General features: G+C 69.6%; 23 protein-coding genes. 9 read left to right on the top strand and 14 right to left on the bottom strand.

The window, feature by feature from the left end; genetic code table 11:
* Nucleotides 1-88 precede the first annotated feature (88 nt).
* Complete coding sequence (locus ACWD3I_RS21340; protein WP_365392861.1) at nt 89-928, bottom strand: MBL fold metallo-hydrolase; 840 nt, start codon at nt 926-928, stop codon at nt 89-91.
* Nucleotides 929-1,071: 143 nt separating this feature from the next.
* Nucleotides 1,072-1,467 carry a superoxide dismutase, Ni gene (sodN, locus tag ACWD3I_RS21335; RefSeq protein ID WP_005480378.1) on the bottom strand — a complete coding sequence of 132 codons (396 nt, stop codon included), beginning with the start codon at nt 1,465-1,467 and terminating at the stop codon, nt 1,072-1,074.
* Nucleotides 1,468-1,612: 145 nt separating this feature from the next.
* On the opposite strand from sodN, the gene sodX reads away from it, so the two are divergent.
* A complete protein-coding gene (gene sodX, locus ACWD3I_RS21330; protein WP_365392864.1) occupies nt 1,613-2,047 on the top strand; it encodes a nickel-type superoxide dismutase maturation protease in 435 nt (144 codons plus the stop codon).
* Here sodX and ACWD3I_RS21325 read toward each other — a convergent pair.
* Nucleotides 1,951-2,580, bottom strand: a complete 630-nt coding sequence (locus ACWD3I_RS21325; protein ID WP_365392866.1) for a CGNR zinc finger domain-containing protein — start codon at nt 2,578-2,580, stop codon at nt 1,951-1,953. The two genes, sodX and ACWD3I_RS21325, sit on opposite strands and share 97 nt — an antisense overlap.
* A 102-nt stretch (nt 2,581-2,682) precedes the next feature.
* Here ACWD3I_RS21325 and ACWD3I_RS21320 point away from each other — a divergent pair, with 102 nt between their 5' ends.
* Nucleotides 2,683-3,441, top strand: a complete 759-nt coding sequence (locus ACWD3I_RS21320; protein ID WP_365392869.1) for a class I SAM-dependent methyltransferase — start codon at nt 2,683-2,685, stop codon at nt 3,439-3,441.
* A 58-nt stretch (nt 3,442-3,499) separates the two neighbouring features.
* On the opposite strand, the gene ACWD3I_RS21315 is transcribed toward ACWD3I_RS21320, so the two are convergent.
* The 3 genes from ACWD3I_RS21315 to ACWD3I_RS21305 are packed head-to-tail and all read right to left on the bottom strand — an operon-like array spanning nt 3,500 to nt 6,171.
* Nucleotides 3,500-4,261: an amino acid ABC transporter ATP-binding protein gene (locus ACWD3I_RS21315; protein ID WP_365392875.1), complete on the bottom strand. Its 762-nt coding sequence runs from the start codon at nt 4,259-4,261 to the stop codon at nt 3,500-3,502.
* Complete coding sequence (locus ACWD3I_RS21310) at nt 4,258-5,178, bottom strand: amino acid ABC transporter permease (RefSeq protein ID WP_365392878.1); 921 nt, start codon at nt 5,176-5,178, stop codon at nt 4,258-4,260. The genes ACWD3I_RS21315 and ACWD3I_RS21310 overlap by 4 nt, the downstream gene beginning before the upstream one ends.
* A gap of 30 nt (nt 5,179-5,208) precedes the next feature.
* Nucleotides 5,209-6,171: an ABC transporter substrate-binding protein gene (locus ACWD3I_RS21305; RefSeq protein ID WP_365392881.1), complete on the bottom strand. Its 963-nt coding sequence runs from the start codon at nt 6,169-6,171 to the stop codon at nt 5,209-5,211.
* Between the two features lie 614 nt (nt 6,172-6,785).
* Here ACWD3I_RS21305 and ACWD3I_RS21300 point away from each other — a divergent pair.
* The 4 genes from ACWD3I_RS21300 to ACWD3I_RS21285 all read left to right on the top strand — a co-directional run bounded on the left by ACWD3I_RS21300 (nt 6,786) and on the right by ACWD3I_RS21285 (nt 10,093).
* Nucleotides 6,786-8,006 carry an NAD(P)-dependent malic enzyme gene (locus tag ACWD3I_RS21300; RefSeq protein WP_365392884.1) on the top strand — a complete coding sequence of 407 codons (1,221 nt, stop codon included), beginning with the start codon at nt 6,786-6,788 and terminating at the stop codon, nt 8,004-8,006.
* Between the two features lie 236 nt (nt 8,007-8,242).
* Complete coding sequence (locus ACWD3I_RS21295; protein ID WP_365392887.1) at nt 8,243-9,208, top strand: zinc-binding dehydrogenase; 966 nt, start codon at nt 8,243-8,245, stop codon at nt 9,206-9,208.
* A 109-nt stretch (nt 9,209-9,317) separates the two neighbouring features.
* The gene (locus ACWD3I_RS21290) at nt 9,318-9,527 is read left to right on the top strand and encodes a helix-turn-helix domain-containing protein (protein WP_007384656.1); all 210 of its coding nucleotides are present in this window, start codon (nt 9,318-9,320) and stop codon (nt 9,525-9,527) included.
* Entirely contained in the window at nt 9,527-10,093 is a 567-nt protein-coding gene (locus ACWD3I_RS21285; RefSeq protein ID WP_365392890.1) for a Clp protease N-terminal domain-containing protein, read from the top strand. Before ACWD3I_RS21290 ends, ACWD3I_RS21285 begins: the two co-directional genes overlap by 1 nt.
* 63 nt (nt 10,094-10,156) lie before the next feature.
* Here the strand turns inward: ACWD3I_RS21285 and ACWD3I_RS21280 are convergent, their stop codons facing one another.
* Both ACWD3I_RS21280 and ACWD3I_RS21275 read right to left on the bottom strand, forming a co-directional pair.
* Complete coding sequence (locus ACWD3I_RS21280; protein ID WP_365392892.1) at nt 10,157-11,212, bottom strand: PadR family transcriptional regulator; 1,056 nt, start codon at nt 11,210-11,212, stop codon at nt 10,157-10,159.
* 1 nt (nt 11,213) lies between these two features.
* Complete coding sequence (locus ACWD3I_RS21275; protein ID WP_365392895.1) at nt 11,214-12,215, bottom strand: DUF4097 family beta strand repeat-containing protein; 1,002 nt, start codon at nt 12,213-12,215, stop codon at nt 11,214-11,216.
* 150 nt (nt 12,216-12,365) lie between these two features.
* On the opposite strand from ACWD3I_RS21275, the gene ACWD3I_RS21270 reads away from it, so the two are divergent.
* Nucleotides 12,366-13,217, top strand: a complete 852-nt coding sequence (locus ACWD3I_RS21270; protein WP_365392898.1) for a hypothetical protein — start codon at nt 12,366-12,368, stop codon at nt 13,215-13,217.
* 63 nt (nt 13,218-13,280) lie between these two features.
* On the top strand, nt 13,281-13,463 hold the full coding sequence (locus ACWD3I_RS21265; RefSeq protein WP_046261288.1) for a DUF6104 family protein: 183 nt from the start codon (nt 13,281-13,283) through the stop codon (nt 13,461-13,463).
* Here ACWD3I_RS21265 and ACWD3I_RS21260 read toward each other — a convergent pair whose 3' ends face one another.
* The 5 genes from ACWD3I_RS21260 to ACWD3I_RS21240 form a co-directional block, all read right to left on the bottom strand.
* Complete coding sequence (locus ACWD3I_RS21260) at nt 13,464-14,111, bottom strand: hypothetical protein (protein ID WP_365392902.1); 648 nt, start codon at nt 14,109-14,111, stop codon at nt 13,464-13,466.
* A gap of 20 nt (nt 14,112-14,131) precedes the next feature.
* Nucleotides 14,132-17,923 (bottom strand): multifunctional oxoglutarate decarboxylase/oxoglutarate dehydrogenase thiamine pyrophosphate-binding subunit/dihydrolipoyllysine-residue succinyltransferase subunit, encoded by a 3,792-nt coding sequence (locus ACWD3I_RS21255; RefSeq protein WP_365392905.1) that lies wholly within the window; start codon nt 17,921-17,923, stop codon nt 14,132-14,134.
* 281 nt (nt 17,924-18,204) lie between these two features.
* Nucleotides 18,205-19,311 carry a HAMP domain-containing sensor histidine kinase gene (locus ACWD3I_RS21250; protein ID WP_365392908.1) on the bottom strand — a complete coding sequence of 369 codons (1,107 nt, stop codon included), beginning with the start codon at nt 19,309-19,311 and terminating at the stop codon, nt 18,205-18,207.
* On the bottom strand, nt 19,308-20,048 hold the full coding sequence (locus tag ACWD3I_RS21245; RefSeq protein WP_046261291.1) for a response regulator transcription factor: 741 nt from the start codon (nt 20,046-20,048) through the stop codon (nt 19,308-19,310). The genes ACWD3I_RS21250 and ACWD3I_RS21245 overlap by 4 nt, the downstream gene beginning before the upstream one ends.
* A gap of 134 nt (nt 20,049-20,182) precedes the next feature.
* Nucleotides 20,183-20,860, bottom strand: coding sequence for a spermidine synthase family protein (locus ACWD3I_RS21240; protein WP_365392911.1), 678 nt, complete (start codon nt 20,858-20,860; stop codon nt 20,183-20,185).
* Between the two features lie 177 nt (nt 20,861-21,037).
* On the opposite strand from ACWD3I_RS21240, the gene ACWD3I_RS21235 reads away from it, so the two are divergent.
* Complete coding sequence (locus ACWD3I_RS21235) at nt 21,038-21,856, top strand: rhomboid-like protein (protein WP_365392914.1); 819 nt, start codon at nt 21,038-21,040, stop codon at nt 21,854-21,856.
* On the opposite strand, the gene ACWD3I_RS21230 is transcribed toward ACWD3I_RS21235, so the two are convergent.
* Nucleotides 21,853-23,337 carry a sulfatase family protein gene (locus ACWD3I_RS21230; protein ID WP_365392917.1) on the bottom strand — a complete coding sequence of 495 codons (1,485 nt, stop codon included), beginning with the start codon at nt 23,335-23,337 and terminating at the stop codon, nt 21,853-21,855. The two genes, ACWD3I_RS21235 and ACWD3I_RS21230, sit on opposite strands and share 4 nt — an antisense overlap.
* Nucleotides 23,338-23,388 lie beyond the last annotated feature (51 nt).

Below are 23,388 nucleotides of genomic sequence, written 5' to 3'. Positions count from 1 at the left end.
GCGCCCGACAGTGGAAGACAGTCGCCCGATAGAACGTCAATTCCTCATGAGGCGGGCAATTATGAGCGAGGCGCTCGGGTGATCTCTGTCACCCCTCGTCGTCGTCCAGCGCGAAACGCAGATACCGCTCCGCCGAACGCCGCACCGCGGCCGCCCCGTCGGCGGTGACCACCCGTCCCCAGAACGCCCCGTAGATGCGCTCGAAGCCGAACGGTTCGACCAGCCTCAGTGCGCGCCGGACGGTCCGCGGCCGTTCCGGGATGAAGTTGGGGACGCTGTACATGAAGCTGACCCACCGCCGGTCCATCACCACCATGAAGATGTCGCCGCTGAACAGCGCACCGCGCCCCTCGGGATCGTCCGCCCAGTGCAGCACGGTGCCGCCGGCGAAGTGCGTGCCCGCGTTGATCAGCGTCATGCCGGGGGCGATCGGGCGGGTGTCGCCCGACCAGTACTCGATCAGCGGATCGGGGCGGCCGACCCAGTCGCGGTCGGCGGCGTGGACGTACACGGGGGCGTCGAAGGCCCGGCCCCACTCCGTCATCGCGCCGTGGAAGTGCGGATGGCTGACGGCGATCGCGCTGATGCCGCCCAGCTTCTCGACCTCGGCGGCGAGTTCGTCGTCGAGGTAGCCCACGCAGTCCCACAGCACGTTCCCGGCCGGTGAGCGCAGCAGCAGCGCCCGCTGCCCGATGGCCACGGACGGCTCCGCGGCGACGCCGACGACACCGGGCCCCTCCTCGCGCAGCTGCCCGCGGCGGCCGCAGTCGCGCAACTCGGCCAGGCTGGTCCAGCGCTGGCCCTCCCAGCCGACGTACTGCCGCTCGTCCAGGCAGATCGGGCAGTCGGCGCGGGGTGCGGCGTACTGCACTCCGCAGGTGCGGCAGATCGGGAGTTCGGTACCGGACACGGGCTTGAGGGAGGACACCACGGCTCCTTCGCTCTGGCTGCTTCAGACGCACGCCGGACGAATGCCGAAGGGGTCCGGCCAGAACTTCGGCCGAACCCCTTCAGATCCCCGCTGACCCGCGATGGTGCACCGATCGCCGGTCACGGACGGCTGACTGTGCGTCAGGCCTTCTTGGTCTCCCAGAAGATCTTGTCGATCTGGGCGATGTAGTCCAGCGCCTTCTGCCCGGTGGCCGGGTCGGTGGACGCCTTGGCGGCCGAGAGGGCCTTCAGGGCGTCGTTGACCAGCTGGTGCAGCTCCGGGTACTTCTCGAAGTGCGGGGGCTTGAAGTAGTCGCTCCAGAGCACCGAGACGTGGTGCTTGGCGAGCTCGGCGCGCTGCTCCTTGATGACGGTGGCGCGAGCCTGGAAGTGAGGGTCGTCGTTGGCGGCCATCTTGTCCTGCACGGCCTTCACCGACTCCGCCTCGATGCGGGCCTGGGCCGGGTCGTACACACCGCAGGGCAGGTCGCAGTGTGCGCTGACCTTGACCTTGGGGGCAAACAGGCGGGAAAGCATGGAGCATTCCTTCCTCGTGATCGTCTTCTCAGGTGCGACATTACTCCCTGGGAGAGGCGATTTCGCGAGTGCCCCCATGGGCTTAGGACAAAAGTCCGGGGTCAGTATCAGACTGGTGGATGAACGGACAGGGGAGGTGCCGGGGATGCCGGAGCTGTCACAGGAGACCGAACACAGGGGTGCGCTCCTGCCTTTCGGGCCGGCCGAGGTGACCGGGCCGTCGATGGTGCCCACGCTGCACCACGCGGACCGGCTCGTGGTGCAGTACGGGGCCCGGATCCGGCCGGGTGACGTGGTCGTCCTGCGGCATCCGTTCCAGCAGGACCTGCTGGTCGTCAAGCGGGCCGTGGAGCGCCGCGAGGGCGGCTGGTGGGTGCTCGGGGACAACGCGTACGCCGGCGGCGACAGCACGGATTACGGGGTCGTGCCCGTCGAACTGGTCCTGGGCAAGGTGCGACTGAGGTACCGGCCGCGCAAGCCGGATCAGCGTTCGCCGTTCGCCGTCGCGCGCTGGGTGCTGTCCTGCGCCAGGCCCGTCTTCGCCGACCGGTCGGCCTCCAGGCGTTTGCGGGCGCGGTAGGCGGCCACGTTGGCGCGGGTGGCGCAGCGGTCGGAGCAGTAGCGCCGGGAGCGGTTCGTGGACGTGTCCAGATAGGCGTTGCGGCAGGGCGCCGCCTCGCACAGGCCGAGGCGGTCCACGCCGTACTCCGTGAGGTGGAAGGCGAGCCCCATCGCGGCGATGGCCGCGTAGCCGGCGGTCGCGTTGGACGGGTGGTCCGCCAGGTGCATGTGCCACAACGGGCGGCCGTCGTCGTCGCGGTGGTCGTGCCCGGAGATCTGAGGGCTCACCGGGAACTCCAGGAGGAGCGAGTTCAGCAGGTTCACCGCGAGGCTCTCGTCGCCGTCGTCCGCGGCCTCGAAGACCGTCCTCAGACGTCCGCGGACCGAGCGGAAGCGGCTGACGTCGGCCTCGGCGGCGCGCCGGGCCGCGTCCTGGCTGGCGCCGAACAGGTCGCGAACGGCCTCGACCGAGGTGAGCGAGTCCTTGCCCCGGGCCGGGTCCTCGGTGTTGACGAGGCGCACGGCATAGTCCGAGTAATAGGCCAGTTCCACTTGTAGTCCTTACGGAGGCGTTCTATCGTCGTCGTGCGGTCGGTCGGTAACAGCTGATCGTGCTTCCAGGGTATTACGCATACGTTCGAAGAGGGGGCTCCCATGACGACGACCACCGGAACCGACTGGCAGGCCTGGCAGAAGAGCTGGGACCGGCAGCAGGAGTGGTACATGCCCGACCGGGAGGAGCGCTTCCGGATCATGCTCGACATGGTCGAGGCCCTCGCCGGTCCCCGCCCCCGGGTACTGGATCTCGCGTGCGGCACGGGAAGTATCACGGCCCGGCTGCTCGCCCGGTTCCCGGAGGCCGTCAGCACCGGTGTCGACCTCGACCCGGCGCTCCTCGCCATCGCCGAGGGCACCTTCGCGGCCGACGAGCGGGTCACCCTGGTGACGGCCGACCTCAAGGACCCGGACTGGCCGGCGAAGCTGCCCCACGAGTCGTACGACGCCGTCCTGACCGCCACGGCCCTGCACTGGCTGCACAGCGAACCCCTCGCGGCCCTCTACGGTCAGGTCGCGGGCCTGGTCCGCGACGGCGGTCTCTTCATGAACGCGGACCACATGATCGACGACACCACGCCCCGGATCAACGCGGCCGAACGCGCCCAGCGTCACACCCGTATGGATCAGGCCAAGCGCGACGGTGCCCTCGACTGGTCCGAATGGTGGCAGGTAGCCGCCAACGACCCCGTCCTCGCGGAGCCCACCGCCCGCCGTTTCGAGATCTACGGCGACCACGCCGACGGCGACATGCCCTCCGCCGCGTGGCACGCGCGCGTGCTGCGTGAGAAGGGCTTCGGGGAGGCTCGCCCGGTGTGGTGCTCGCCCTCGGACACCTTGCTGCTCGCGGTGAAGTAGCGCATGCGAGAGGGGCGGTACGGGAATCCCGTACCGCCCCTCTCGCGTCGTACCGCCGCTACAGCACCTTCGACAGGAACGCCTGCGTCCGCTCGTGCTGCGGGTTCGTCAGGACGTCGCGCGGGTTGCCGGACTCGACCACCACGCCGCCGTCCATGAAGACCAGGCTGTCGCCGACCTCGCGGGCGAAGCCCATCTCGTGGGTGACGACGACCATCGTCATGCCGGACTCGGCCAGGTCGCGCATGACGTCGAGGACGTCACCGACCAGCTCCGGGTCGAGGGCCGAGGTCGGCTCGTCGAAGAGCATCAGCTTCGGGTCCATGGCGAGGGCCCGGGCGATGGCGACGCGCTGCTGCTGGCCGCCGGAGAGCTGCGAGGGGTAGCTCTTCGCCTTGTCGGCGAGGCCCACGCGCTCGAGGAGCTCGCCCGCCCGCTCCCTGGCCTGGGCCTTGCTCGTGCCCTTGACCTGGATCGGCGCCTCCATGACGTTCTCGAGAGCCGTCATGTGCGGGAACAGGTTGAACCGCTGGAACACCATGCCGATGTCCCGGCGCTGCAGCGCGACCTCGCTGTCCTTGAGCTCGTACAGCTTGTCGCCCTTCTGGCGGTAGCCGACCAGCTCGCCGTCGACGTACAGCCGGCCGGCGTTGATCTTCTCCAGGTGGTTGATGCACCGCAGGAACGTCGACTTACCGGAGCCGGAGGGGCCGATGAGGCAGAACACCTCGCCCTGCTTGACCTCCAGGTTGATGCCCTTGAGGACCTCCACCAGACCGAAGGACTTGTGGACGCCCTCCGACTTCACCATCGCGGTCATGCCGCACCCCTTTCGCGGCCGAGCGAGAGCATGTTTGCCTTGATCTTCTGCCACGGCGTCGGCGGCAGCTGACGGCTCGTACCGCGGGCGTAGCGCCGCTCCAGGTAGTACTGGAAGACACTGAACACGCTGGTCATGACCAGGTACCAGATGGAGGCCACGAAGAGCAGCTCCATCACGGCGTACGACGTGGAGCCGATCGTCGACGTGGCGCGCAGCAACTCGTTGTACGTCACCGCGTACACCAGCGACGAGGTCTTCAGCATGTTGATGAACTCGTTGCCGGTCGGCGGCACGATCACCCGCATCGCCTGCGGGATGACGATCCGGCGCAGCGTCTTGCCGTGGCTCATGCCGAGCGCGTGCGCGGCCTCGGTCTGGCCCTCGTCGACGGCCATGAGGCCGGCGCGGCAGATCTCCGCCATGTACGCGGCCTCGTTGAGGCCGAGGCCGAGCAGGGCGCACATGAACGGCGTCATGACGTCCGTCATCTCGTCCTTGTAGATCGGACCGAGATTCAGCATCGGGAAGATCAGTGCCAGGTTGAACCACAGCAGGAGCTGGACGTAGACCGGTGTCCCCCGGAAGAACCAGATGTAGGCCCAGGCCACCCAGCTGGTCACCGGGTTCTTGGAGAGCCGCATGACGGCCAGCACGATGCCGAGGACCACACCCAGGATCATCGCCAGGACGCTGATCAGCAGGGTGCGGCCGGCGCCCGCGAGGACCGTGGAGTCGAAGACGGTGTCGCCGACCGCGCTCCACTGGATCTTCTCGGCCGTGGCGAAGGCGTTGACCAGCAGGCCCAACAGGGCCAGGACCACGACGGCGCTGACGTAGCGGCCGTAGTGGCGCACCGGGATGGCCTTAATGGCCTCCGGCGGAACGGAGGCCTCCTTGTCGAACTTGTCAGTCACAGTGACTGCCCTTCAGTGCTGCTGGGTCGGTCACTTGCCGCCGTTGATGGCGGCCTTGTCGATGGCGCCGCTCTCGGCGCCCCACTTCTCCAGGATCGTCTTGTAGGTGCCGTCCTCGATGATCGCGTTGACGGCCTCCTCCAGGGCGGCGGAGAGCTCCTTGTTGTCCTTGTTGACGGCGATGCCGAACGGACCGGCGTCGACCTGCTCGCCGACGACCTCGAAGGCGTTGCCGCCGTCGGCCTTGCGGGCCATGTCGATGGCGACCGGGTAGTCGTTGACGCCGGCGACCGCGCCGCCCGACTTCACGCGGGTCTGGGCCTCGGTGTCGTTCTCGAACGACTCGATCGTGATCTTCTTCTTGCCGTCGTCCGTGCAGGACTTCGACTGCGCCTGCAGGGCCTGCTCGTACGTCGTACCGCGCTGCACGGCGGCCGTCTGGCCGCAGAGGTCCGCGATCGAGTTGATCTTCTTCGGGTTGCCCTTCTGGACGTAGACGGCGGTGCCGGCCGTGAAGTAGTCGACGAAGTCGACGCCCGGGCCGAGCTTCTTGCCCTTGTCGTCCAGACCCTCCTGGCGCGCCTTGGTGTCCGTGATGGAGGACATGGCGACGTCGTAACGGCCCGAGTTCAGGGAAGTGATCAGGCCGTCGAAGGAGCCGGAGGTGAACTTGAACTCCACGCCCAGCTGCTTGCCCAGCGCCGCGGCGATGTCGGGGTCGACACCGACGATCTTGCCGCCCTCCTGGTACTCCATGGGGGCGTACTCGGCGTTGGTGCCGACCTTGATGACACCCGCCTTCTGGATGTCCGCGGGCAGCTTGTCGAAGAGCGGGGCCTTGCTCGACGACGACGTCTCGTTGGAGCTGTCGCCGCCGCTGTCCGTCTGGTCACCGCAACCGGTGAGAATCAGGGCGCCTGCGACCGCGATCGCACCTACCGCGGCAATCCTGGAGCGCGCGATGGTCGTACGACGGGTGGAGCTTGCGGTCATTTTGGGTTCCTCCGGCGGATGGGTGGAGTTGCCGATGGGGCGGGCATCTGCCGACGGGGTCGACGGACGCCTTGGTTTCTCAGGTCGACGAGAGCACACGCCTTCGAGTGTCGCGACCTCGTGTGATTACGGCATCTTGCCATTCGGACTGGACCATTCAGGGGGCCAGCCATGTCAAAATCGGATAACGGGTGACCCCCGAACCGCATCAGGTCGGACATCACGGCCGCACCTTCTGCGGGAATCCGTCCTTCCGGCCGGAGGATCTTCTGCGCATCTCAGGATGCGAGCGTGGCCTTGACGTCCGGGCCCGCTGTTCAAGTCCTTGTCAAGAGGCAATCGAGGACGAGTCCTCATATTTGACCATGATTCATGTCACCGGTCCGTGGCCCACAAGGTCCGCCATGTGACCTTGCACTTATGGACTCGTCGCGGGTGCCGTCCGTCCGGTAAGAAGGTTCTTTACACCCCTCATCCGGGGCTCAGGGCGCGTGTGCGGCGCGCCCGTCGCGCACGGCCCATACGCATCACCGACAGGGTCGTACGCGGTGCCCGCCCACTTCTCAACCAGGAGTGGCCACCCTCAAACCATGAATATCTAAGGGGTAGAACAAGTGGCAGCGGAGATCGTCAATCCTCGCAGCGACAGCGGTACGGGCCAGGACGGGGCGGAGCCCCTCGATTCCTTCGATCCCGCGTTCGCGCTGCATCGCGGCGGCAAGATGGCTGTGCAGGCCACCGTGCCGATCCGCGACAAGGACGACCTGTCCCTCGCGTACACGCCCGGCGTGGCGAAGGTGTGCAGCGCCATCGCCGAGCAGCCCGACCTCGTCCACGACTACACGTGGAAGTCCTCCGTCGTCGCCGTCGTCACGGACGGCACGGCCGTGCTCGGACTCGGTGACATCGGGCCCGAGGCCTCCCTTCCGGTCATGGAAGGCAAGGCCATCCTCTTCAAGCAGTTCGGTGGCGTCGACGCGGTGCCGATCGCGCTGGCCTGCACGGACGTCGACGAGATCGTCGAGACCGTGGTCCGGCTCGCGCCGTCCTTCGGCGGCGTGAACCTGGAGGACATCTCGGCGCCCCGGTGCTTCGAGATCGAGAAGCGCCTCCAGGAAGCCCTCGACATCCCGATCTTCCACGACGATCAGCACGGCACGGCCGTCGTGACCCTCGCCGCCCTGCGGAACGCCGCGCGGCTGACCGGGCGCGGGGTCGGTGAGCTCCGTGCGGTCATCTCGGGCGCCGGTGCGGCCGGTGTCGCCATCGCGAAGATCCTCGTCGACGCCGGGATCGGGGACGTCGCCGTCGCCGACCGCAAGGGCGTGGTGTCGGCCGACCGGGACGATCTGACCCCGGTCAAGCGGGAGCTCGCCGGTTTCACCAACAAGGCCGGCATCGCCGGGTCCCTGGAGGCCGCTCTGGAGGGTGCCGACGTCTTCATCGGCGTCTCCGGCGGCACGGTGGCAGAGGAGGCGGTGGCGTCGATGGCAGAGGGCGCGTTCGTCTTCGCCATGGCCAACCCGAACCCCGAGGTGCACCCGGACGTCGCGCACAAGTACGCGGCGGTCGTGGCCACGGGCCGCTCCGACTTCCCGAACCAGATCAACAACGTCCTCGCGTTCCCGGGCATCTTCGCCGGTGCGCTCCAGGTGCGGGCCTCCCGTATCACCGAGGGCATGAAGATCGCGGCGGCGGAGGCGTTGGCGGCGGTCGTCGGTGACGACCTCGCGGCGGACTACGTGATCCCGTCGCCGTTCGACGAGCGGGTGGCTCCGGCCGTCACCGCGGCTGTCGCGGCCGCGGCCCGTGCGGAAGGCGTTGCCCGCCGCTGAGGCTGGTAGCTGTGGGTGGCCCCGTCCGGTTCGCCGGGCGGGGTCGCTTTTTTACCCGGGCAGAGGGCCGGGCGGGTGGTTCTCCGCCCCCGCCACCCCTACCCGTCCCATCCTCCAGGGGCGGCCGCCCCTTCGACCCCGCTCCTCAAACGCCGGCTGAGTCTGTCGCGCAAGAGGGTGTGTGTCACATGGCTTCACGGTTCCCCGCGTCGCCGGTGGACCCTATCGTCAAGGTCATGTTCGCCGCCTATGCCGCCCGCATCGACCGTGACCAGCCGCTCTCCGGACTCGAGTTGGGGGAGCGTCCGGCCCCCGAGGCCCGAGCCGGCTGGAGCGTGATCGACGTCAGGGCCGCCTCCCTCAACCACCACGACCTCTGGTCCCTCAAGGGCGTCGGCCTGTCCGAGGACAAGTTGCCGATGATCCTCGGCTGTGACGCCGCCGGTGTCGACGAGGACGGCAACGAGGTCGTCCTGCACTCCGTGATCGGCCAGACCGGACACGGCGTCGGCCCCAGGGAGCCCCGCTCCATCCTCACTGAGCACTACCAGGGCACCTTCGCCGAGCAGGTCGCCGTACCGACCTGGAACGTCCTGCCCAAGCCCAAGGAGCTCTCCTTCGCCGAGGCCGCCTGTCTGCCCACGGCGTGGCTGACGGCGTACCGGATGCTCTTCACCAACGCGGGCGTACGCCCCGGGGACTCCGTCCTCGTCCAGGGGGCCGGCGGTGGTGTCGCCACGGCCGCGATCGTGCTCGGCAAGGCCGCCGGTCTGCGGGTCTTCGCCACCAGCCGGGACGAGGCCAAGCGCAAGCGGGCGATCGAGCTGGGCGCCGTGGAGGCGCTGGAGTCGGGGGCGCGGCTGCCGCAGCGGGTGGACGCCGTCATCGAGACCGTCGGCGCTGCCACCTGGTCCCACTCGGTGAAGTCCCTGCGGCCGGGCGGCACGCTGGTCATCTCCGGTGCGACGAGCGGCGACCGGCCCTCGCACGCCGAACTCACCCGGATCTTCTTCCTGGAGCTCAAGGTCGTGGGCTCGACCATGGGCACCAAGGACGAGCTGGAGGATCTGCTGTCCTTCTGCGCGGCAACCGGGGTGCGTCCGGTGATCGACGAGGTGCTTCCGCTGGACCGGGCCCGGGAGGGCTTCGAACGGCTGGCGTCGGGCGAGCAGTTCGGGAAGATCGTGCTCACGCATTCCTGATGTGACGTGATGTGGCCTGAGGCGGGTCCGGGGTGCCGGGCCCGCCTTTCCCGCGCCCGGAGTGTCAACTTTGGTTGACATGCGGCTTGCGTCAACGTAAGTTGACGGCATGACCGAAGCAACGGATCTCGCCGAGCGTGCGGGCGACCGCGATCCACGGGTCGGCCTGCGGGCCGTCGCCGCCCTGCGTCGGCTCCTCGAACAGCTGGAGTCGGTGCAGGTGCGCAGCGCGCGCAACCAGGGCTGGTCGTGGCAGGAGATCGCCGCCGAACTCGGTGTGAGCAGGCAGGCCGTGCACAAGAAGTACGGGAGGCATTGATGTTCGAGCGGTTCACGAAGGACGCCCGCGCCGTGGTCCAGACGGCGGTCGGGCATGCCGAACGGACGGGCACGTACACCGTCGACACCGAGCACATCCTGCTCGCGCTGCTCGACCGGGAGGCGAGCCGCGCGTCCTTCGCGCTGGCCTCGCTCGGGCTCGCGGAGGAACGGAAGGAGTCGGTACGGCAGGCTCTGGGCGACACCCGCCGACGTGCAGGCCTCTCCCAGGCCGAGACCGACGCCCTCGCCGGACTCGGCATCGACGTCGCGGAGATCGTCGCCCGCGTCGAGGAGGTGCACGGCGTCGGGGCGATGTCCGGCGACCGCAAGGACAAGGGCTGGTGGGCGGGCCGCCGGTCCTTCAGCCGCGGCGCCAAGGACGTCCTGGAAGGCGCCCTGCGCACCGCCGTCGCCCGCCGTGACCGGCATGTCGGCGACGAACACATCCTCCTGTCCCTCACGGTCCGCCCCGGCGTACCGGGCGAGGTGCTCGCCGACCACGGGGTGACCCACGAGTCGCTGGTCCGCGTCCTCTACGGCGACGGGGAGGCGAAGGCGGGCTGAGGGGGGCGGTGTGGGCCCGGGGTGGTTGGTCGGCGCCGGGCCCTGACGTGGGGCTGAGGAGACTCAGGCCTTCGGTGTCCGCAGCAGCGCCCCGATGTGCGCCGCCGCCGTCGACAGGTGCCGACGGGTGTCGCGGAGCTGGTCCGAGGTGACGCCGTGGTCCCGGGCCGCGTCGCGGATGTCGTCCCGGAAGCGGTCGAGGAGGCGGTCCAGGTCACGGGCCGAGTCCCCGGTGCCGTCCTCATGGGCCCAGGACGGTTCGTAGTCGGCGGGGAAGTCCTCGGGGGTCTGCGAGTACTCGGGCGCGCCCGGCGCCGACTTCGCCGCGCTCTTCTCCGCGTGCCCGTGCCCGAACCCGAAGTCCTTGCCGAACTCCCTGCCGTAGTCCCGCCCGAACTCGCCGAACTCCTTGGCCAGTTCGGTCAGCCCCTCGCGCACCCCCGTCGGCCAGTCGCCCCGCGCGAAGTGGTCCTGCACCTGCTCCTGGACCCGCCGTGCGATGCGCTGCACCTCCTCCTGAGCCTGGACCCGAGCGTGCTCCTGCGCCTCCTTGGCCTGACGCCGGGCCCGCTGGGCCTCCTCGCGGGCCCGCCGGCTCTCGTCCTTGGCGCGCCGGGCCTGCTCCTTCCACTCCTGCTTGACGCGGCGCATCTCCTCCTTGGCCGCGCGCCACGACTCGTTGTCGGTGTGCTCCCCGAACTCCCCCGGGGAGCCGTCTTGTTCGGCGCCGCCGCGGGCCTGCGAGGCGGCCGCCCGCATCTCGCGCCGCAGGTCGCCCGCCGCACCGCGCACATCGGCCCGGATCTCGGCGGCGAGCTCGGCGACCGACTCCCGGATCTCCAGCTCCAGATCGGCCAGCTCACCGCTGCGGTCGGCCAGTTCGGCGCGGCCCGCGTCCGTGATGGAGTACACCTTGCGGCCGCCCTCGGTGGTGTGGGTGACCAGGCCCTCGGCCTCCAGCTTGGCGAGGCGGGGGTAGACGGTGCCGGCCGAGGGTGCGTACAGCCCCTGGAACCGCTCCTCCAGCAACCGGATCACCTCGTAGCCGTGGCGGGGGGCCTCGTCGAGCAGCTTCAGCAGGTAGAGGCGGAGGCGGCCGTGGGCGAAGACGGGAGGCATGTCAGAGCACCTTCTTGTCGGTCGTGCCGTCGGCCGGGGTGTCGTCGGCGTCGGCCGCGTCCGCGGCGTCGGCGCCCTCACCCGGGCCGGAAACGGAATTGTCCCCCGAGTCGCTCTGCGGATCGGCCACCGGGCCGGTGCCCGCTTCCTCGGGCACCGGGCCCAGGTCCGCCGGGTCCACGTCCCACGGCACGTCCTCGGCCGGCGGTCGACGCAGCAGGGCGATCGAGCCCGAGACGGTGGTCGCCTTGAGGCTGCCGTTGCCCGCGCCCAGCCGGCCGGTGATCCGCTTGGCGCCCCACTGGCCGCCGACCCGCAGGTCCTCGAAGGCGTTGGAGACCTTTCCGCTCGCGGTGTTCGCCTCCACCTCCGCGTCCGCCGGGTGGGGGAGCCGGATGGCGATCTCGCCGGAGACGCTCGTCAGGTTGATGTCGGTCGGGCGGCTCGTCGGATCGAGGTCGACGATCATCGAACCGCTCACCGAGTCCGCCTTGACCGAGGAGCCCGCCTCGACCACGGTCAGGTCCCCGGAGACGGAGTTGAAGCGGAGGTCTCCGCGGAGGGCCTGGGCCTCCAGGTTGCCCGAGACGGTGTCGGCGCGGACCGGACCGGTGAGTCCCACGAGCGTGGTGTCACCGGTGACCCCCTTGACCTCCGCGCGTCCGTCGATCCCCGAGACCACGGCCGCGGCGCCCACCACGCCCACCTCGACCCGGGTGTCGGCCGGCACGGCCAGCGAGACGACGGCACGGCGCCGCCAGCCCTTGCGGTCCAGCCACTTGAGGAAGCCCTTCCAGGGCAGATCGTCGTAGGCCACCGTGAGGGTGCCGCCCTCCTGGGTCACCGCCAGGGGCGGTCCCTCCAGCTCGGAGACCTCCAGACGGGCGGAACCTTCGTCCGTGCCCACGACGTTCACCGTTCCGTTGACGATGCGCACATGGAGCTGGCTCACCGGTTCGTCGAACGTGAGCTTCCTGGGCTCCGATACGGACCACTCGGACATGGTGCAGACCTCCCCGTGACACCGCACACGCCATATCGCGTCTTCCGCTATTCACGATATATCGCGGACACGGAAAGTCAAGACACCCGTTCTGGGGATGTTCGCGGCCCAAAAATGCCCAAACCATATGAATCCGCCTAGCGTGTGAGCATGTCGCCGACGGAAGCCCCTCGCCCCGGTGCCCCTCGTACCGGTCCCGCCCCGGGCGCGCTGCTGCTCTGCCGCGCGGACCCCGAGTCCGTCGCTTCAGCCGCCCAGCTGCTGCGCGAGCGCATGCTGCTCACCAGCGCGGGCGCGCAGTGGAGCGTCCTCGTCCCCGAGGGCAAGCCCTGGCAGCAGGGCGGCGAACCGGTCGACCGTGTACTCACCGGCTGGGCCACGGCACTGGCCGTCGGCGCCCCCTGGCCCGTCCTCGCCCTGTGGTGGGACGCCGACCGCAGCGGCTACACCCTCGCCTCCGGTTTCCGCCGGCCCGTCGGCTACGTCTGGCTCGCCAACGGCACCCCGGCCGGCGAGGACGAGGCCATGCGCACCTTCGCCACCCGCCTGGGCCTGGACCCGGTCCTGGACGTGCAGTCCCTGGACGCCCTCATGGAACCGGACCCGGCAGCCGACGCCCGCGCCCGCCTCCGCGGCCTGCTCGCCGTCCTCACCCGCGCGGGCCTGACCCTCCCCACCGGCCTCACCCCCGGCGAACCCGCCGACCGCCTCCGCGAGGTCGCCCGCGTCCGGCCGGACGCCCGCCCGGTCGAGTGGTCGGGCTGGCGGGACGCGGTCCGCGCGGAGCTCGACGTCGTCGAGAGCGGCCGCCTGGGCCCCTGGCTCCCCTGGGCGGGCACCCCCAGGGCCCGCGTTCTCGCCCTCGCCCAGGTGGCCGCGGGCGTTCCGCTCACGGTCTTCGGGCTGCGCCGCCGCAGCGGCGGCTGGATCACGGCGGGCGCCCTGCTGCTGGCGCACGGGGCGCTGGGGCTGGCGTACGACCTGGCCCGTCCCCGCGACTGACGTACGGCATACCCTGAGGGGAGTAGGTCCCAGGGCAGTGCCCGTCCGTATCAGGAGCGAGAGTTGTACTTCACCGACCGTGGCATCGAAGAACTGGAGAAGCGGCGCGGCCAGGAGGAGGTCACCTTCGAGTGGCTCGCCGAGCAGCTGCGGACGTTCGTCGATCTCAACCCGGACTTCGAGGTGCCGGTGGAGCGGCTGGCCACGTGGCTGGCGCGGCTGGACGACGACGAGGACGACGAGTAGTCAGTCCAGCCGGTCGGCGGCAGGCGGCAGATACCGCGGCCGCCCGTCCGGGTCGGTCACCGCGGTGAACCCGGCGCCCTCCAGCCGGGCGGCGTTCTTGGCCCGGTAGCGCCGGTTGGCGACGAGCAGGAGCGGGACGAGGGCCATCAGCGCGGCCCAGACGACACCGCCGACGATCAGGCCGAGCTTGATCCCGGGGCCGATGGCCAGCCCGGTGAAGCCGAGCGCGGTGATCCCGAACATCTGCTTCTCGGTGAAGCGGGTGGCCAGCTCGAAGCTGATCCGCGCGTTCAAGACCGCCACCGCGTCGTCATCCAGCGGCGGCAGGGCGCCTCCCTGGGCGGCGCCCGGGTATCTCACCCAGTTCTCCGCCGCCCGCGCGCGGGCGGCGGGGCCGTGGGCGGGCACGATCCGGATCACGTACTTCTTGTCGAGTTGACAAGTACTCGCGTACTCGTACCCGAACTGCTCGGCGTAGAAGGCGAGTCGAGCGAGCCCCTTGGTGGTCCCCAGGCCAGTGGTGGCCTGGACGGGCTCACCGCTGCCCATCCGGCGCAGCATCTTCCGTATGTGGCGCTTGCCCACGAACACACCCCCGTAGCGGGAAGGGCCCGGCCCCCGGACGGGGTCGGGCCCTTCTGCGATCAATTGACCAACTGTTGCGAGACCTACGCCTCGAACACCTCACGCACCAGCTGCTCCTGCTCGGCCTGGTGACGCTTGGCCGAACCCACCGCCGGCGACGAGCCGTGCGGACGCGAGATGCGCCGCAGGCGCTCGCCGTGCGGGACGTCCGCGCCGACCGCCAGGTCGAGGTGGTCGATCAGGTTGAGGGCGATGAAGGGCCATGCGCCCTGGTTCGCCGGCTCCTCCTGGGCCCACAGGTACTTCTCGGCGTTCGGGTACTTGGCGATCTCCGCCTGGACCTCGGCGCCGGGCAGCGGGTACAGGCGCTCGATACGGATGATCGCCGTGTCCGTGTTGCCCTGCTTGGTGCGCTCGGCATCCAGGTCGTAGTACAGCTTGCCCGTCACGAAGACGACCTTGCGCACCGCGGCCGGGTCCGGCACCGTCGAGTCGCCGATGACCGGGCGGAACTGACCCGATGTGAACTCCTCCGTCTTCGACGCGGCGGCCTTCAGGCGCAGCATCGACTTCGGGGTGAAGACCACCAGCGGCTTGTGGTGCGGGTTGTGCACCTGCCACCGCAGGAGGTGGAAGTAGTTCGACGGCAGGGTCGGCATCGCGACCGTCATGTTGTTCTGGGCGCAGAGCTGGAGGAACCGCTCGACACGGGCCGAGGAGTGGTCCGGGCCCTGGCCCTCGTAGCCGTGGGGGAGGAGCAGCGTCACACCGCTCGTCTGGCCCCACTTCTGCTCCGCCGCCGAGATGTACTCGTCGACCACCGTCTGAGCGCCGTTGACGAAGTCGCCGAACTGCGCCTCCCACATCACGAGCGCGTCGGGGCGGGCCAGCGAGTAGCCGTACTCGAAGCCCATGACCGCGTACTCGGACAGCAGGGAGTTGTAGACGTTGTAGCGCGCCTGGTCCTCGGCGAGGTACTGGAGCGGGGTGTGCTCCTCGCCCGTCTCACGGTTGATGAGGACCGCGTGGCGCTGGCCGAAGGTGCCGCGCTGGGAGTCCTGGCCGGAGAGACGGACCGGGGTGCCCTCCAGCAGGAGGGAGCCGACGGCCAGCGTCTCGCCCATGCCCCAGTCGATCGTGCCGTCCTCGACCATCGTCGCCCGGCGCTGCAGCTGAGGCAGCAGACGCGGGTGGACGTGGAAGGTGTCGGGGATGTTGACCTGGGACTCGGCGATCCGCTTCACGGTCTCCGAGGTGATCGCGGTGTTCACGGCGACCGGGAAGTCCGCCTGCGGGTCCGAGATCGGTCCCGCGGCCGGCTGGGCCGTGATGGCCTCGCGGACCTCGGTGAAGACCTTCTCCAGCTGGCCCTGGTAGTCCTGGAGCGCCTGCTCGGCCTCTTCCAGGGTGATGTCGCCGCGACCGATGAGGGACTCGGTGTAGAGCTTGCGCACCGAGCGCTTCTTGTCGATCAGGTCGTACATCAGGGGCTGGGTGAAGGCCGGGTTGTCCGACTCGTTGTGACCGCGGCGGCGGTAGCAGATGAGGTCGATCACGACGTCCTTGTTGAACGCCTGACGGAACTCGAAGGCCAGCCGGGCCACGCGGACGACGGCCTCGGGGTCGTCGCCGTTCACGTGGAAGATCGGCGCCTCGATCATGCGGGCCACGTCGGTGGCGTACATCGAGGAACGCGACGACTCGGGAGCCGCCGTGAAGCCGACCTGGTTGTTGATGACGATGTGGACCGTGCCGCCGGTGCGGTAGCCGCGCAGCTGCGACATGTTGAGGGTCTCGGCCACCACGCCCTGGCCCGCGAAGGCCGCGTCACCGTGCAGGGCGACCGGCAGGACCGTGAAGTCCGTGCCGCCCTTGTTGATGATGTCCTGCTTGGCGCGGGCGATGCCCTCGATGACCGGGTCGACCGTCTCCAGGTGGGACGGGTTCGCGGCCAGCGAGACGGTGATCTGCTCGCCGTCCAGGCCGGTGAAGGTGCCCTGGGCGCCCAGGTGGTACTTCACGTCGCCGGAGCCGTGCATCGACTTCGGGTCGAGGTTGCCCTCGAACTCGCGGAAGATCTGGGCGTACGACTTGCCGACGATGTTCGCCAGGACGTTCAGCCGGCCGCGGTGGGCCATGCCGATGACGACCTCGTCCAGGCGCGACTCGGCCGCGCTGTCGATGACCGCGTCCAGGAGCGGGATGACGGACTCGCCGCCCTCCAGGGAGAAGCGCTTCTGGCCGACGTACTTCGTCTGCAGGAAGGTCTCGAAGGCCTCCGCCGCGTTCAGCCGGCGCAGGATGCGCAGCTGCTCCTCGCGCTCCGGCTTGGAGTGCGCGCGCTCGATGCGGTCCTGGATCCACTTGCGCTGCTTGGGGTCCTGGATGTGCATGAACTCGACGCCGGTGGTGCGGCAGTACGAGTCGCGCAGCACGCCGAGGATGTCGCGCAGCTTCATCAGGGACTTGCCCGCGAAACCGCCGACCGCGAACTCGCGCTCCAGGTCCCACAGGGTGAGGCCGTGCTCGGTGATGTCCAGGTCGGGGTGCTTGCGCTGGCGGTACTCCAGCGGGTCGGTGTCGGCCATGACGTGGCCGCGGACCCGGTAGGAGTGGATCAGCTCGAAGACCCGGGCGGCCTTGGTGACGTCGTCGTCGTGCGAGGCGTCGATGTCCTTGAGCCAGCGGACCGGCTCGTAGGGGATCCGCAGCGCCTCGAAGATCTCGTCGTAGAAGCCGCCCTCGCCGAGGAGGTAGTTCGCGACGATGCGCAGGAACTCGCCGGAGGCGGCGCCCTGGATGACCCGGTGGTCGTAGGTCGACGTGAGCGTCATGACCTTCGCGATGCCGAGCTTGTTCAGGGTGTCCTGGGAGGTGCCCTGGAACTCCGCCGGGTAGTCCATGGAGCCGACGCCCATGATGACCGACTGTCCGGGCATCAGACGCGGCACCGAGTGGACGGTGCCGAGACCGCCGGGGTTGGTCAGGGAGACCGTGACACCGGTGAAGTCGTCCATCGTCAGCTTGCCGTCACGGGCGCGGCGGACGATGTCCTCGTAGGCCTGCCAGAACTCGAAGAAGTTCAGCGTCTCGGCCTTCTTGATACCCGCGACGACCAGCTGACGGTCGCCGTTGGGCTTCACCAGGTCGATGGCCAGGCCGAAGTTGACGTGCGCCGGCTTGACCAGGGTCGGCTTGCCGTCCTTCTCCGCGAAGGAGTAGTTCATCGACGGCATGGCCTTGATGGCCTGCACCATCGCGTAGCCGATGAGGTGGGTGAAGGAGATCTTCCCGCCCCGGGCGCGCTTCAGGTGGTTGTTGATGACGATGCGGTTGTCGAAGAGCAGCTTCACCGGGACCGCGCGCACGGACGTGGCCGTGGGCACCTCGATCGAGGCGTTCATGTTCTTCGCGACGGCGGCGGCGGGGCCGCGCAGCGTGACCAGCTCCGGGCCGTCCGAGGACGCGGCGGCGGGCTCGGCCTGCGGCTTGGCCGCGGCGGGCTTCGCAGCGGCCGGAGCCGGAGCCGGGGCGGCGGCCTTCGCGGGCGCCGGAGCGGCGGCCGCGGGCTGCGCAGCCGCAGGCGCGGCGGGAGCCGGCGCGGGCACCGCAGGAGCCGCGGGAGCGGCCGGGGCGGCGGGCGCGGCCTGGGCCGGCGTGGCAGCAGGGGCCGCAGCCGGGGCGGCAGCGGCGCCCGGCTTGTAGTCGGCGAAGAAGTCCCACCAGGCTCGGTCTACCGAGTTCGGGTCCTGGAGGTACTGCTGATAGATCTCGTCGACGAGCCACTCATTGGGACCGAACGCAGCAGCAGGGTTCTTCCCCGCTTGGTCGGTGTCGGTCGAGATGCTCGAGTTACTGGGGGACTGTGACGACACGGCGGCAACCGCCCTCTTCCGCTTCACAAGGTGATGGACAGCGGGAATAAAGGCTACGCCCCCATGGCCGGGAAGTTCAGGCCGGGCAAGGTCATCGTCGTGTAAGTCACATCGGAAAGTGTGTTTCGGGGCCAGAAATGGCGGGAAACAAGCGTGGTTCCGCTTCAGATGGGAAGGGCTGCGCAGGGCCCCGGACGCCGATGGCGCGGGCCTGTGGCCGATCACACGTGTCCGTCAGCGCGGACGCACATGGATCTTGTGGCTCCGGTTCGAACTTTACGTCAACTTGGCAGAGATGGAAGTCCTGGAAGGGTGACAAGGATCCGGCAACCCCGCTCGGATTCGGCCACTCCGATCCGGCCGCCGTGCAGATCCACCGCCCAGCGGGCGATCGCCAGACCGAGCCCCGTACCGCCGTCGCTGCCCGGACCGTGCGGCCGGTTCACGGCCCCCCGGTTGAACCGCTCGAAGACGCGATGCCACTCCGAGCGGGGGATGCCGGGGCCCTCGTCGAGGACCTCCAGCTCCAGGGAGTCCGCCAGCGGCCCGCGCCGGGCCTTCACCGTCACGCGCCCGTGCGGCGGGCTGTGCTTGACCGCGTTGTCGATCAGGTTGGCCACGACCTGGTGGATCCGCTCCGGGTCCGCGTTCGCGGTCAGCTCCGGCGGAGTCACGTCCAAGTGCAGATGGACGTCCGTACGCGTGTGACTGCCCGATCCGGAAGCGATGCCCGCGCGCGCCGAGGCGACCATGTTGGCCTCCTTCAGCACGCCCGACAGATACGGCCACACCTCGAAACGACGCGTCTTCAGCGGTACGACGCCGTTGTCGAGACGGGAGAGGTCAAGGAGCGTCTCGACCAGCCGGCCTAGCCGTTCCGTCTGTTTCAGCGCCGTACGCATCGTCTCGGGGTCCGCGGGCGAGACCCCGTCCACGATGTTCTCCAGCACCGCCCGCAGCCCCGCGATGGGGGTGCGCAGCTCATGGGAGACATTCGCCACGAGCTCCTTGCGCTGCTGTTCCTGGGCCTCCAGGTCGTCGGCCATCCGGTTGATGGTCTCGGCGAGGTCGCCCAGCTCGTCCCGGCGGTTCTCCCGCACCCGGCGCGTGTAGTCGCCGTGCGAGATGGACCGCGCGACCGCGTTCATCTCGTCCAGGGGAGCCGTGAGCGAATGCGCCACGAACTGCGTAATGAGCAGTGTGGCGATCATCGAGAACACCGTGATGAAGCGCAGCTCCGTCTTGGTGCGGACCGCGATCATCGACAGGCCCGTCGTGATCAGGACCGAGGTGACGACGAGCGCACCCAGCTTGGTCTTGATCGAGAACGGGCGCACGCCGCCCCAGGGCTCCCAGGGACCTCTCCGTCCGGCCGGACCGCCGCTCATGGCGTCGGCGTCTCCAGGGCGTAGCCCACGCCGTGCACCGTGCGGATCCGCTCGGCTCCGATCTTCCGGCGCAGCGCCTTGATGTGGCTGTCGACCGTGCGGGTGCCGGAGGCGTCCGCCCAGTCCCACACCTCGGCGAGCAGCTGCTCACGGGAGAGGACCGCGCGCGGGGTGTTCGCCAGGCAGACCAGGAGGTCGAACTCGGTCGGCGTGAGGTGAACGTCCTCACTCCGGACCCGCACCCGGCGCTGCGCGTGGTCGATCTCCAGCTCGCCCAGGCGCAGGATGCCGCTTCTGGGTGTCGCGGCGGCCAGTGCGGCCCGCTCCACCCGGCGCAGCAGTACATGCACGCGTGCGGCCAGCTCCCGCATGGAGAACGGCTTGGTCATGTAGTCGTCGGCGCCGACCCCGAGTCCGACCAGCATGTCGGTCTCGTCGTCGCGCGCGGTCAGCATCAGCACCGGCACCGGCCGGGCGGCCTGCACGCGACGGCAGACCTCCAGACCGTCGAAGCCGGGCAGCATGATGTCGAGGATCAGCAGATCGGGCTGCCAGGCCTCGGCCGTGTCGACCGCCGCCGGACCGTCGCCCGCGGTTTGCACGAGGAATCCCTCGGCACGCAGGCGGGTCGCGATGGCCTCCACGATCGTCGGGTCGTCCTCGACCACCAGCACCCGGCGCTGCGCGCCAGGAGTGGCCGTAGCCGTGCCGTTGTGGGAGGTGTGTGTCTGCTCCATCGCCCGCCCCAAGGGTTGCTTTCCGGAATCAGTGGGGTGATCCCGCTTACTGGCTTATGCCTGCGCATGCTTGCGATTGACGCTTGAATGATCTGCGCCAGGGAAGCAGAGTACGGGGAGTCACCACGCCTCGGCTATCCAGGTCGGACCCCGAGGTGCACGACGTCCGGAACGCCCCGGGCAACCGGGACCTCTTCGGTACGCACCCGCCGGAACCCGGCATTCCGTAGGGATCCTTCGAATTCCGGCGAAGGCTGCGCCGACCATACGGCCAGCACCCCACCGGGCCTCAACACCCTTGCGCAGCTGGCCAGTCCGTTCGCCGAGTACAGCCCGTCGTTGCCCTCGGTGACGGTCCAGTCGGGCCCGTTGTCGATGTCCAGGCACAGCGCGTCATACGTGTCCGATGTCTCATTCACATAAGTGACAAGATCCATTTCCAGAATCTCGGTCCGTGGATCGGCGAGTGCCGGCGCCGAGAGCGCGGACAGCGGGCCGTGCCGGTGCCAGTCGATGATGGCCGTTTCGCGCTCCGCGACCGTGATCCGGCCCCAGCGTGGATCCGCGGCCGCGTGTGCGAGCGAGAACCCGACCCCGAGCCCGCCGATCAGCACACCCGGCTCGGGCCGCCTGTCCAGCGCGTCGAGCGCCATGTCCATCAGCAGCCGCTCCGAGCGCCCGTCGGAGGTGTCCATCAGAAAACACCCGTTGGCGATGATCTGGAGCAGCTCACCGTGCCGGCGCAGCACGACCTCGCCGTGCGGACCCTCACGACGGTCCAGGACCTCGGGGATGTCGTACGAGATGGGCATCCGCCCATCCTGGCAGTTCGGTGGGGGAGGCACAGGGATTTGCCCGGGGCCCGCCCGCCAGGGTGATGCCGGACGGTTCTTGAGAAGTGCCTGTGAATCGGGGGCCGCGTGGCGCCGGTCACAGACAGGAGGGTAGGAGAGCGCGAAGGCTGGGTGAAACGGAAGGAGCGCCTCACGATGGAACGGGCTGCGAAGTCTGCGGACAGGGTGCTCTCTCCGCCGGACGCCTGCTTTCCCGACGTCTCCGGACTGCTGGACGGGGTGCCCGCTCAGCGCGGACCGGCTTCGGTCGCGGATGCCGCCGAGGTCTCCAGGACCGCCGAGCTCCCCAAGGCCCGCTTGAGGATTCGCCCCTGGCGGCTCCTGCCCACCCCCACCGGGACGCCGTTCACCTTCGGTTACGCCGCCGTCCTGGCGCTCACCTCGCTCGTCACGGAGTACGCCGACCCGTCCCTCGTCCACTCCCTGCTCCAGGGCTCCAGCACCGACGTGGCCCATCTCGTGCGCACGCCCGTGCTCGTCCTGACGGCCAGCGCCCTGTGGATCGCGGGCGGGATCGCGTCGCCGTACGTGCTCGGCTTCCTGCTGGTCATGACCGCGCTGGAGCGGCGGATCGGCGGTGTGCGGACGGCAGGTGTTTTTCTGCTGGGTCACGTTCTGGCGACGTTGGCCACCGAACTCCCGGTGGGCCTCGCCGTCCTGGTCGGCCACCTCCCCGACAGCTCTCTGCACCGCCTCGACTACGGCATCAGCTTCGGCGTCGCCGCGGGCACGGGCGCGCTGGCGGGGCTGCTCCCGCCGTGGCTGCGGTGGCCGTTGCTGGGGTTGTACGGGGGGATGCTGGTCCAGGACCTGTTCGCCTTCACGGACCCGATGACCGAGTGGGGGCATCTGATGGCGCTGGCGATCGGGGTGGCGACCTGGCCGGCGGTCCGGCGCTGGGCGAAGACCCCCGGCCGACGCTCTGTCCGGTCCCCCGGACACGTCTCCGTCTAGGCCTTTCGAGCCGCCGCCAGTCCCCTCGCCAACCCCGGTACCCCGAGCCGCTGTTCGTCCTCCGGGCCCGCTCCGTGCAGGCGGTTCCTGAGCTGGTAGGGGTCGGCGCGCAGGTCGTAGTACTCGCGGAAGAGGACCGTGCCGGTGCCGCGCGGACGGCCGTCGGCGGCGAGGCGGGTGCGGTAGTACTCCGTGTACTGCTCCGACCTGCCGATGTACGACGCCCAGGTGTGGATCGGCTGCTTGTCCTGCTGGTTCCACCACCACTCGGCCAGCAGGTGGGTGCGGTCGTTCCCGGCGTCCAGCAGGGAGTGGCCGTCGTGCGGGGTGTCCGGGGTGATGCCGGCCGCGTCCAGGAAGGTCGGGGCGATGTCGACGTGGCCGGTGAGACGGTCGTCGGTGCGGGGCGTGCCGAGGCCGCCGGCCGGCCAGGACAGGTGAAACGGCACTTCCAGACTCGGGCGATAGGGCACCGACTTGCGCAGCCAGCCGTGGTCACCCCAGCAGAGGCCGTGGTCGCTGGTGAACAGGACCAGGGTGTTCTCCAACTGGCCCAGCTCGCGCAGCTTGTCGCGGAAGTCGCGCATCGCGTCGTCCACCGAGAGCAGGGTGCGCAGCTGGCGGGCGCGCAGGGCTCTGCCCTGGGCGAAGGTGTGGTGCGCCTCGCGCAGGAAGTGCGGCTTGTCGCCCTTGCTGGGCTCGAAGACCGACGGGCGGCCCTTCCACTCGGGCACGCGCGTGTGGGCGTACTTCCGCTCCGGGATGTTCACCTCGTGCGCCGAGCGCGTGGCGACGTACGCGAACCACGGCCGGTCGTCGGAGCGGGACCGCTCGATGAATTCGAGGGTGCGGTCCTTGATGACGGTGGTGTTGTACCCGCGGATGTTCCGGACGGTGCCGTTGTCGTTGTAATGGCCGTCGTAATACCGCACCGGCTCCTGGAGCAGCCATTCGTCGAAGTGGGGCGGGGCGTCGCCGGTGTGCCAGTAGTTGAGGTACTTGCCGAACAGGCCCGTGCGGTACCCGGCCTCGCGCAGCTGTCGCTGGACCGTGGTGCGCTGGTCCAGGTGGTACGGGTGGCGGGTGTCGAGCAGACCGTGGTTGTGGGCGTACCGGCCCGACATGATCGAGGCGCGGGACGGGGCGCACAGCGGGGTGTTGGCGTGTGCGCGGGCGAAGGTGGTGCCGTTGCCGCCGAGCCAGTCGAGGGTCTGCGGGAGCGCCCAGTCCGTCTCCTTGGGCTGGTCGTCGGTGAGGACCAGGAGGATGTTGGGGCGGGCGTCCCCGATCGTGCTGGGGGAGGAGGCGGCGCGGCTCGCGACGGGGGCGGCCGTACGGACCTCGTTCGGGGCGGGGGAGTTGGCGCCACCGTCGCCGTCGGCGCCCTTGGTGACGAAGGGGATCGCCGCCCCCGTGGCCGCGACGGCGGCGCCCGCGATCAGCGCCCGCCGTCCCGGCCCACGCCGCTGCTCCTCGGCCATGTGCGTCCCCAAGTCCCCGTAAAAACCCGTATAAGTGCTCAATCGAGCTGT

The organism is Streptomyces sp. NPDC002817, assembly GCF_053592055.1.
The sequence above is the reverse complement of the archived record's forward strand: the minus strand, read 5'-3'. Positions and strand labels throughout refer to the sequence as shown.

Coding starts and splice junctions, on each gene's coding strand:
- ACWD3I_RS21240 (WP_365392911.1), bottom strand. CDS start 20,860: ATGCCCATCTCGTACGACATCCCCGAGGTCCTGGACCGTCGTGAGGGT.
- sodX (WP_365392864.1), top strand. CDS start 1,613: ATGCCGGAGCTGTCACAGGAGACCGAACACAGGGGTGCGCTCCTGCCT.
- ACWD3I_RS21270 (WP_365392898.1), top strand. CDS start 12,366: ATGTCGCCGACGGAAGCCCCTCGCCCCGGTGCCCCTCGTACCGGTCCC.
- ACWD3I_RS21320 (WP_365392869.1), top strand. CDS start 2,683: ATGACGACGACCACCGGAACCGACTGGCAGGCCTGGCAGAAGAGCTGG.
- ACWD3I_RS21230 (WP_365392917.1), bottom strand. CDS start 23,337: ATGGCCGAGGAGCAGCGGCGTGGGCCGGGACGGCGGGCGCTGATCGCG.
- ACWD3I_RS21245 (WP_046261291.1), bottom strand. CDS start 20,048: ATGGAGCAGACACACACCTCCCACAACGGCACGGCTACGGCCACTCCT.
- ACWD3I_RS21235 (WP_365392914.1), top strand. CDS start 21,038: ATGGAACGGGCTGCGAAGTCTGCGGACAGGGTGCTCTCTCCGCCGGAC.
- ACWD3I_RS21305 (WP_365392881.1), bottom strand. CDS start 6,171: ATGACCGCAAGCTCCACCCGTCGTACGACCATCGCGCGCTCCAGGATT.
- ACWD3I_RS21250 (WP_365392908.1), bottom strand. CDS start 19,311: ATGAGCGGCGGTCCGGCCGGACGGAGAGGTCCCTGGGAGCCCTGGGGC.
- ACWD3I_RS21290 (WP_007384656.1), top strand. CDS start 9,318: ATGACCGAAGCAACGGATCTCGCCGAGCGTGCGGGCGACCGCGATCCA.
- ACWD3I_RS21280 (WP_365392892.1), bottom strand. CDS start 11,212: ATGCCTCCCGTCTTCGCCCACGGCCGCCTCCGCCTCTACCTGCTGAAG.
- ACWD3I_RS21295 (WP_365392887.1), top strand. CDS start 8,243: ATGTTCGCCGCCTATGCCGCCCGCATCGACCGTGACCAGCCGCTCTCC.
- sodN (WP_005480378.1), bottom strand. CDS start 1,467: ATGCTTTCCCGCCTGTTTGCCCCCAAGGTCAAGGTCAGCGCACACTGC.
- ACWD3I_RS21275 (WP_365392895.1), bottom strand. CDS start 12,215: ATGTCCGAGTGGTCCGTATCGGAGCCCAGGAAGCTCACGTTCGACGAA.
- ACWD3I_RS21315 (WP_365392875.1), bottom strand. CDS start 4,261: ATGACCGCGATGGTGAAGTCGGAGGGCGTCCACAAGTCCTTCGGTCTG.
- ACWD3I_RS21285 (WP_365392890.1), top strand. CDS start 9,527: ATGTTCGAGCGGTTCACGAAGGACGCCCGCGCCGTGGTCCAGACGGCG.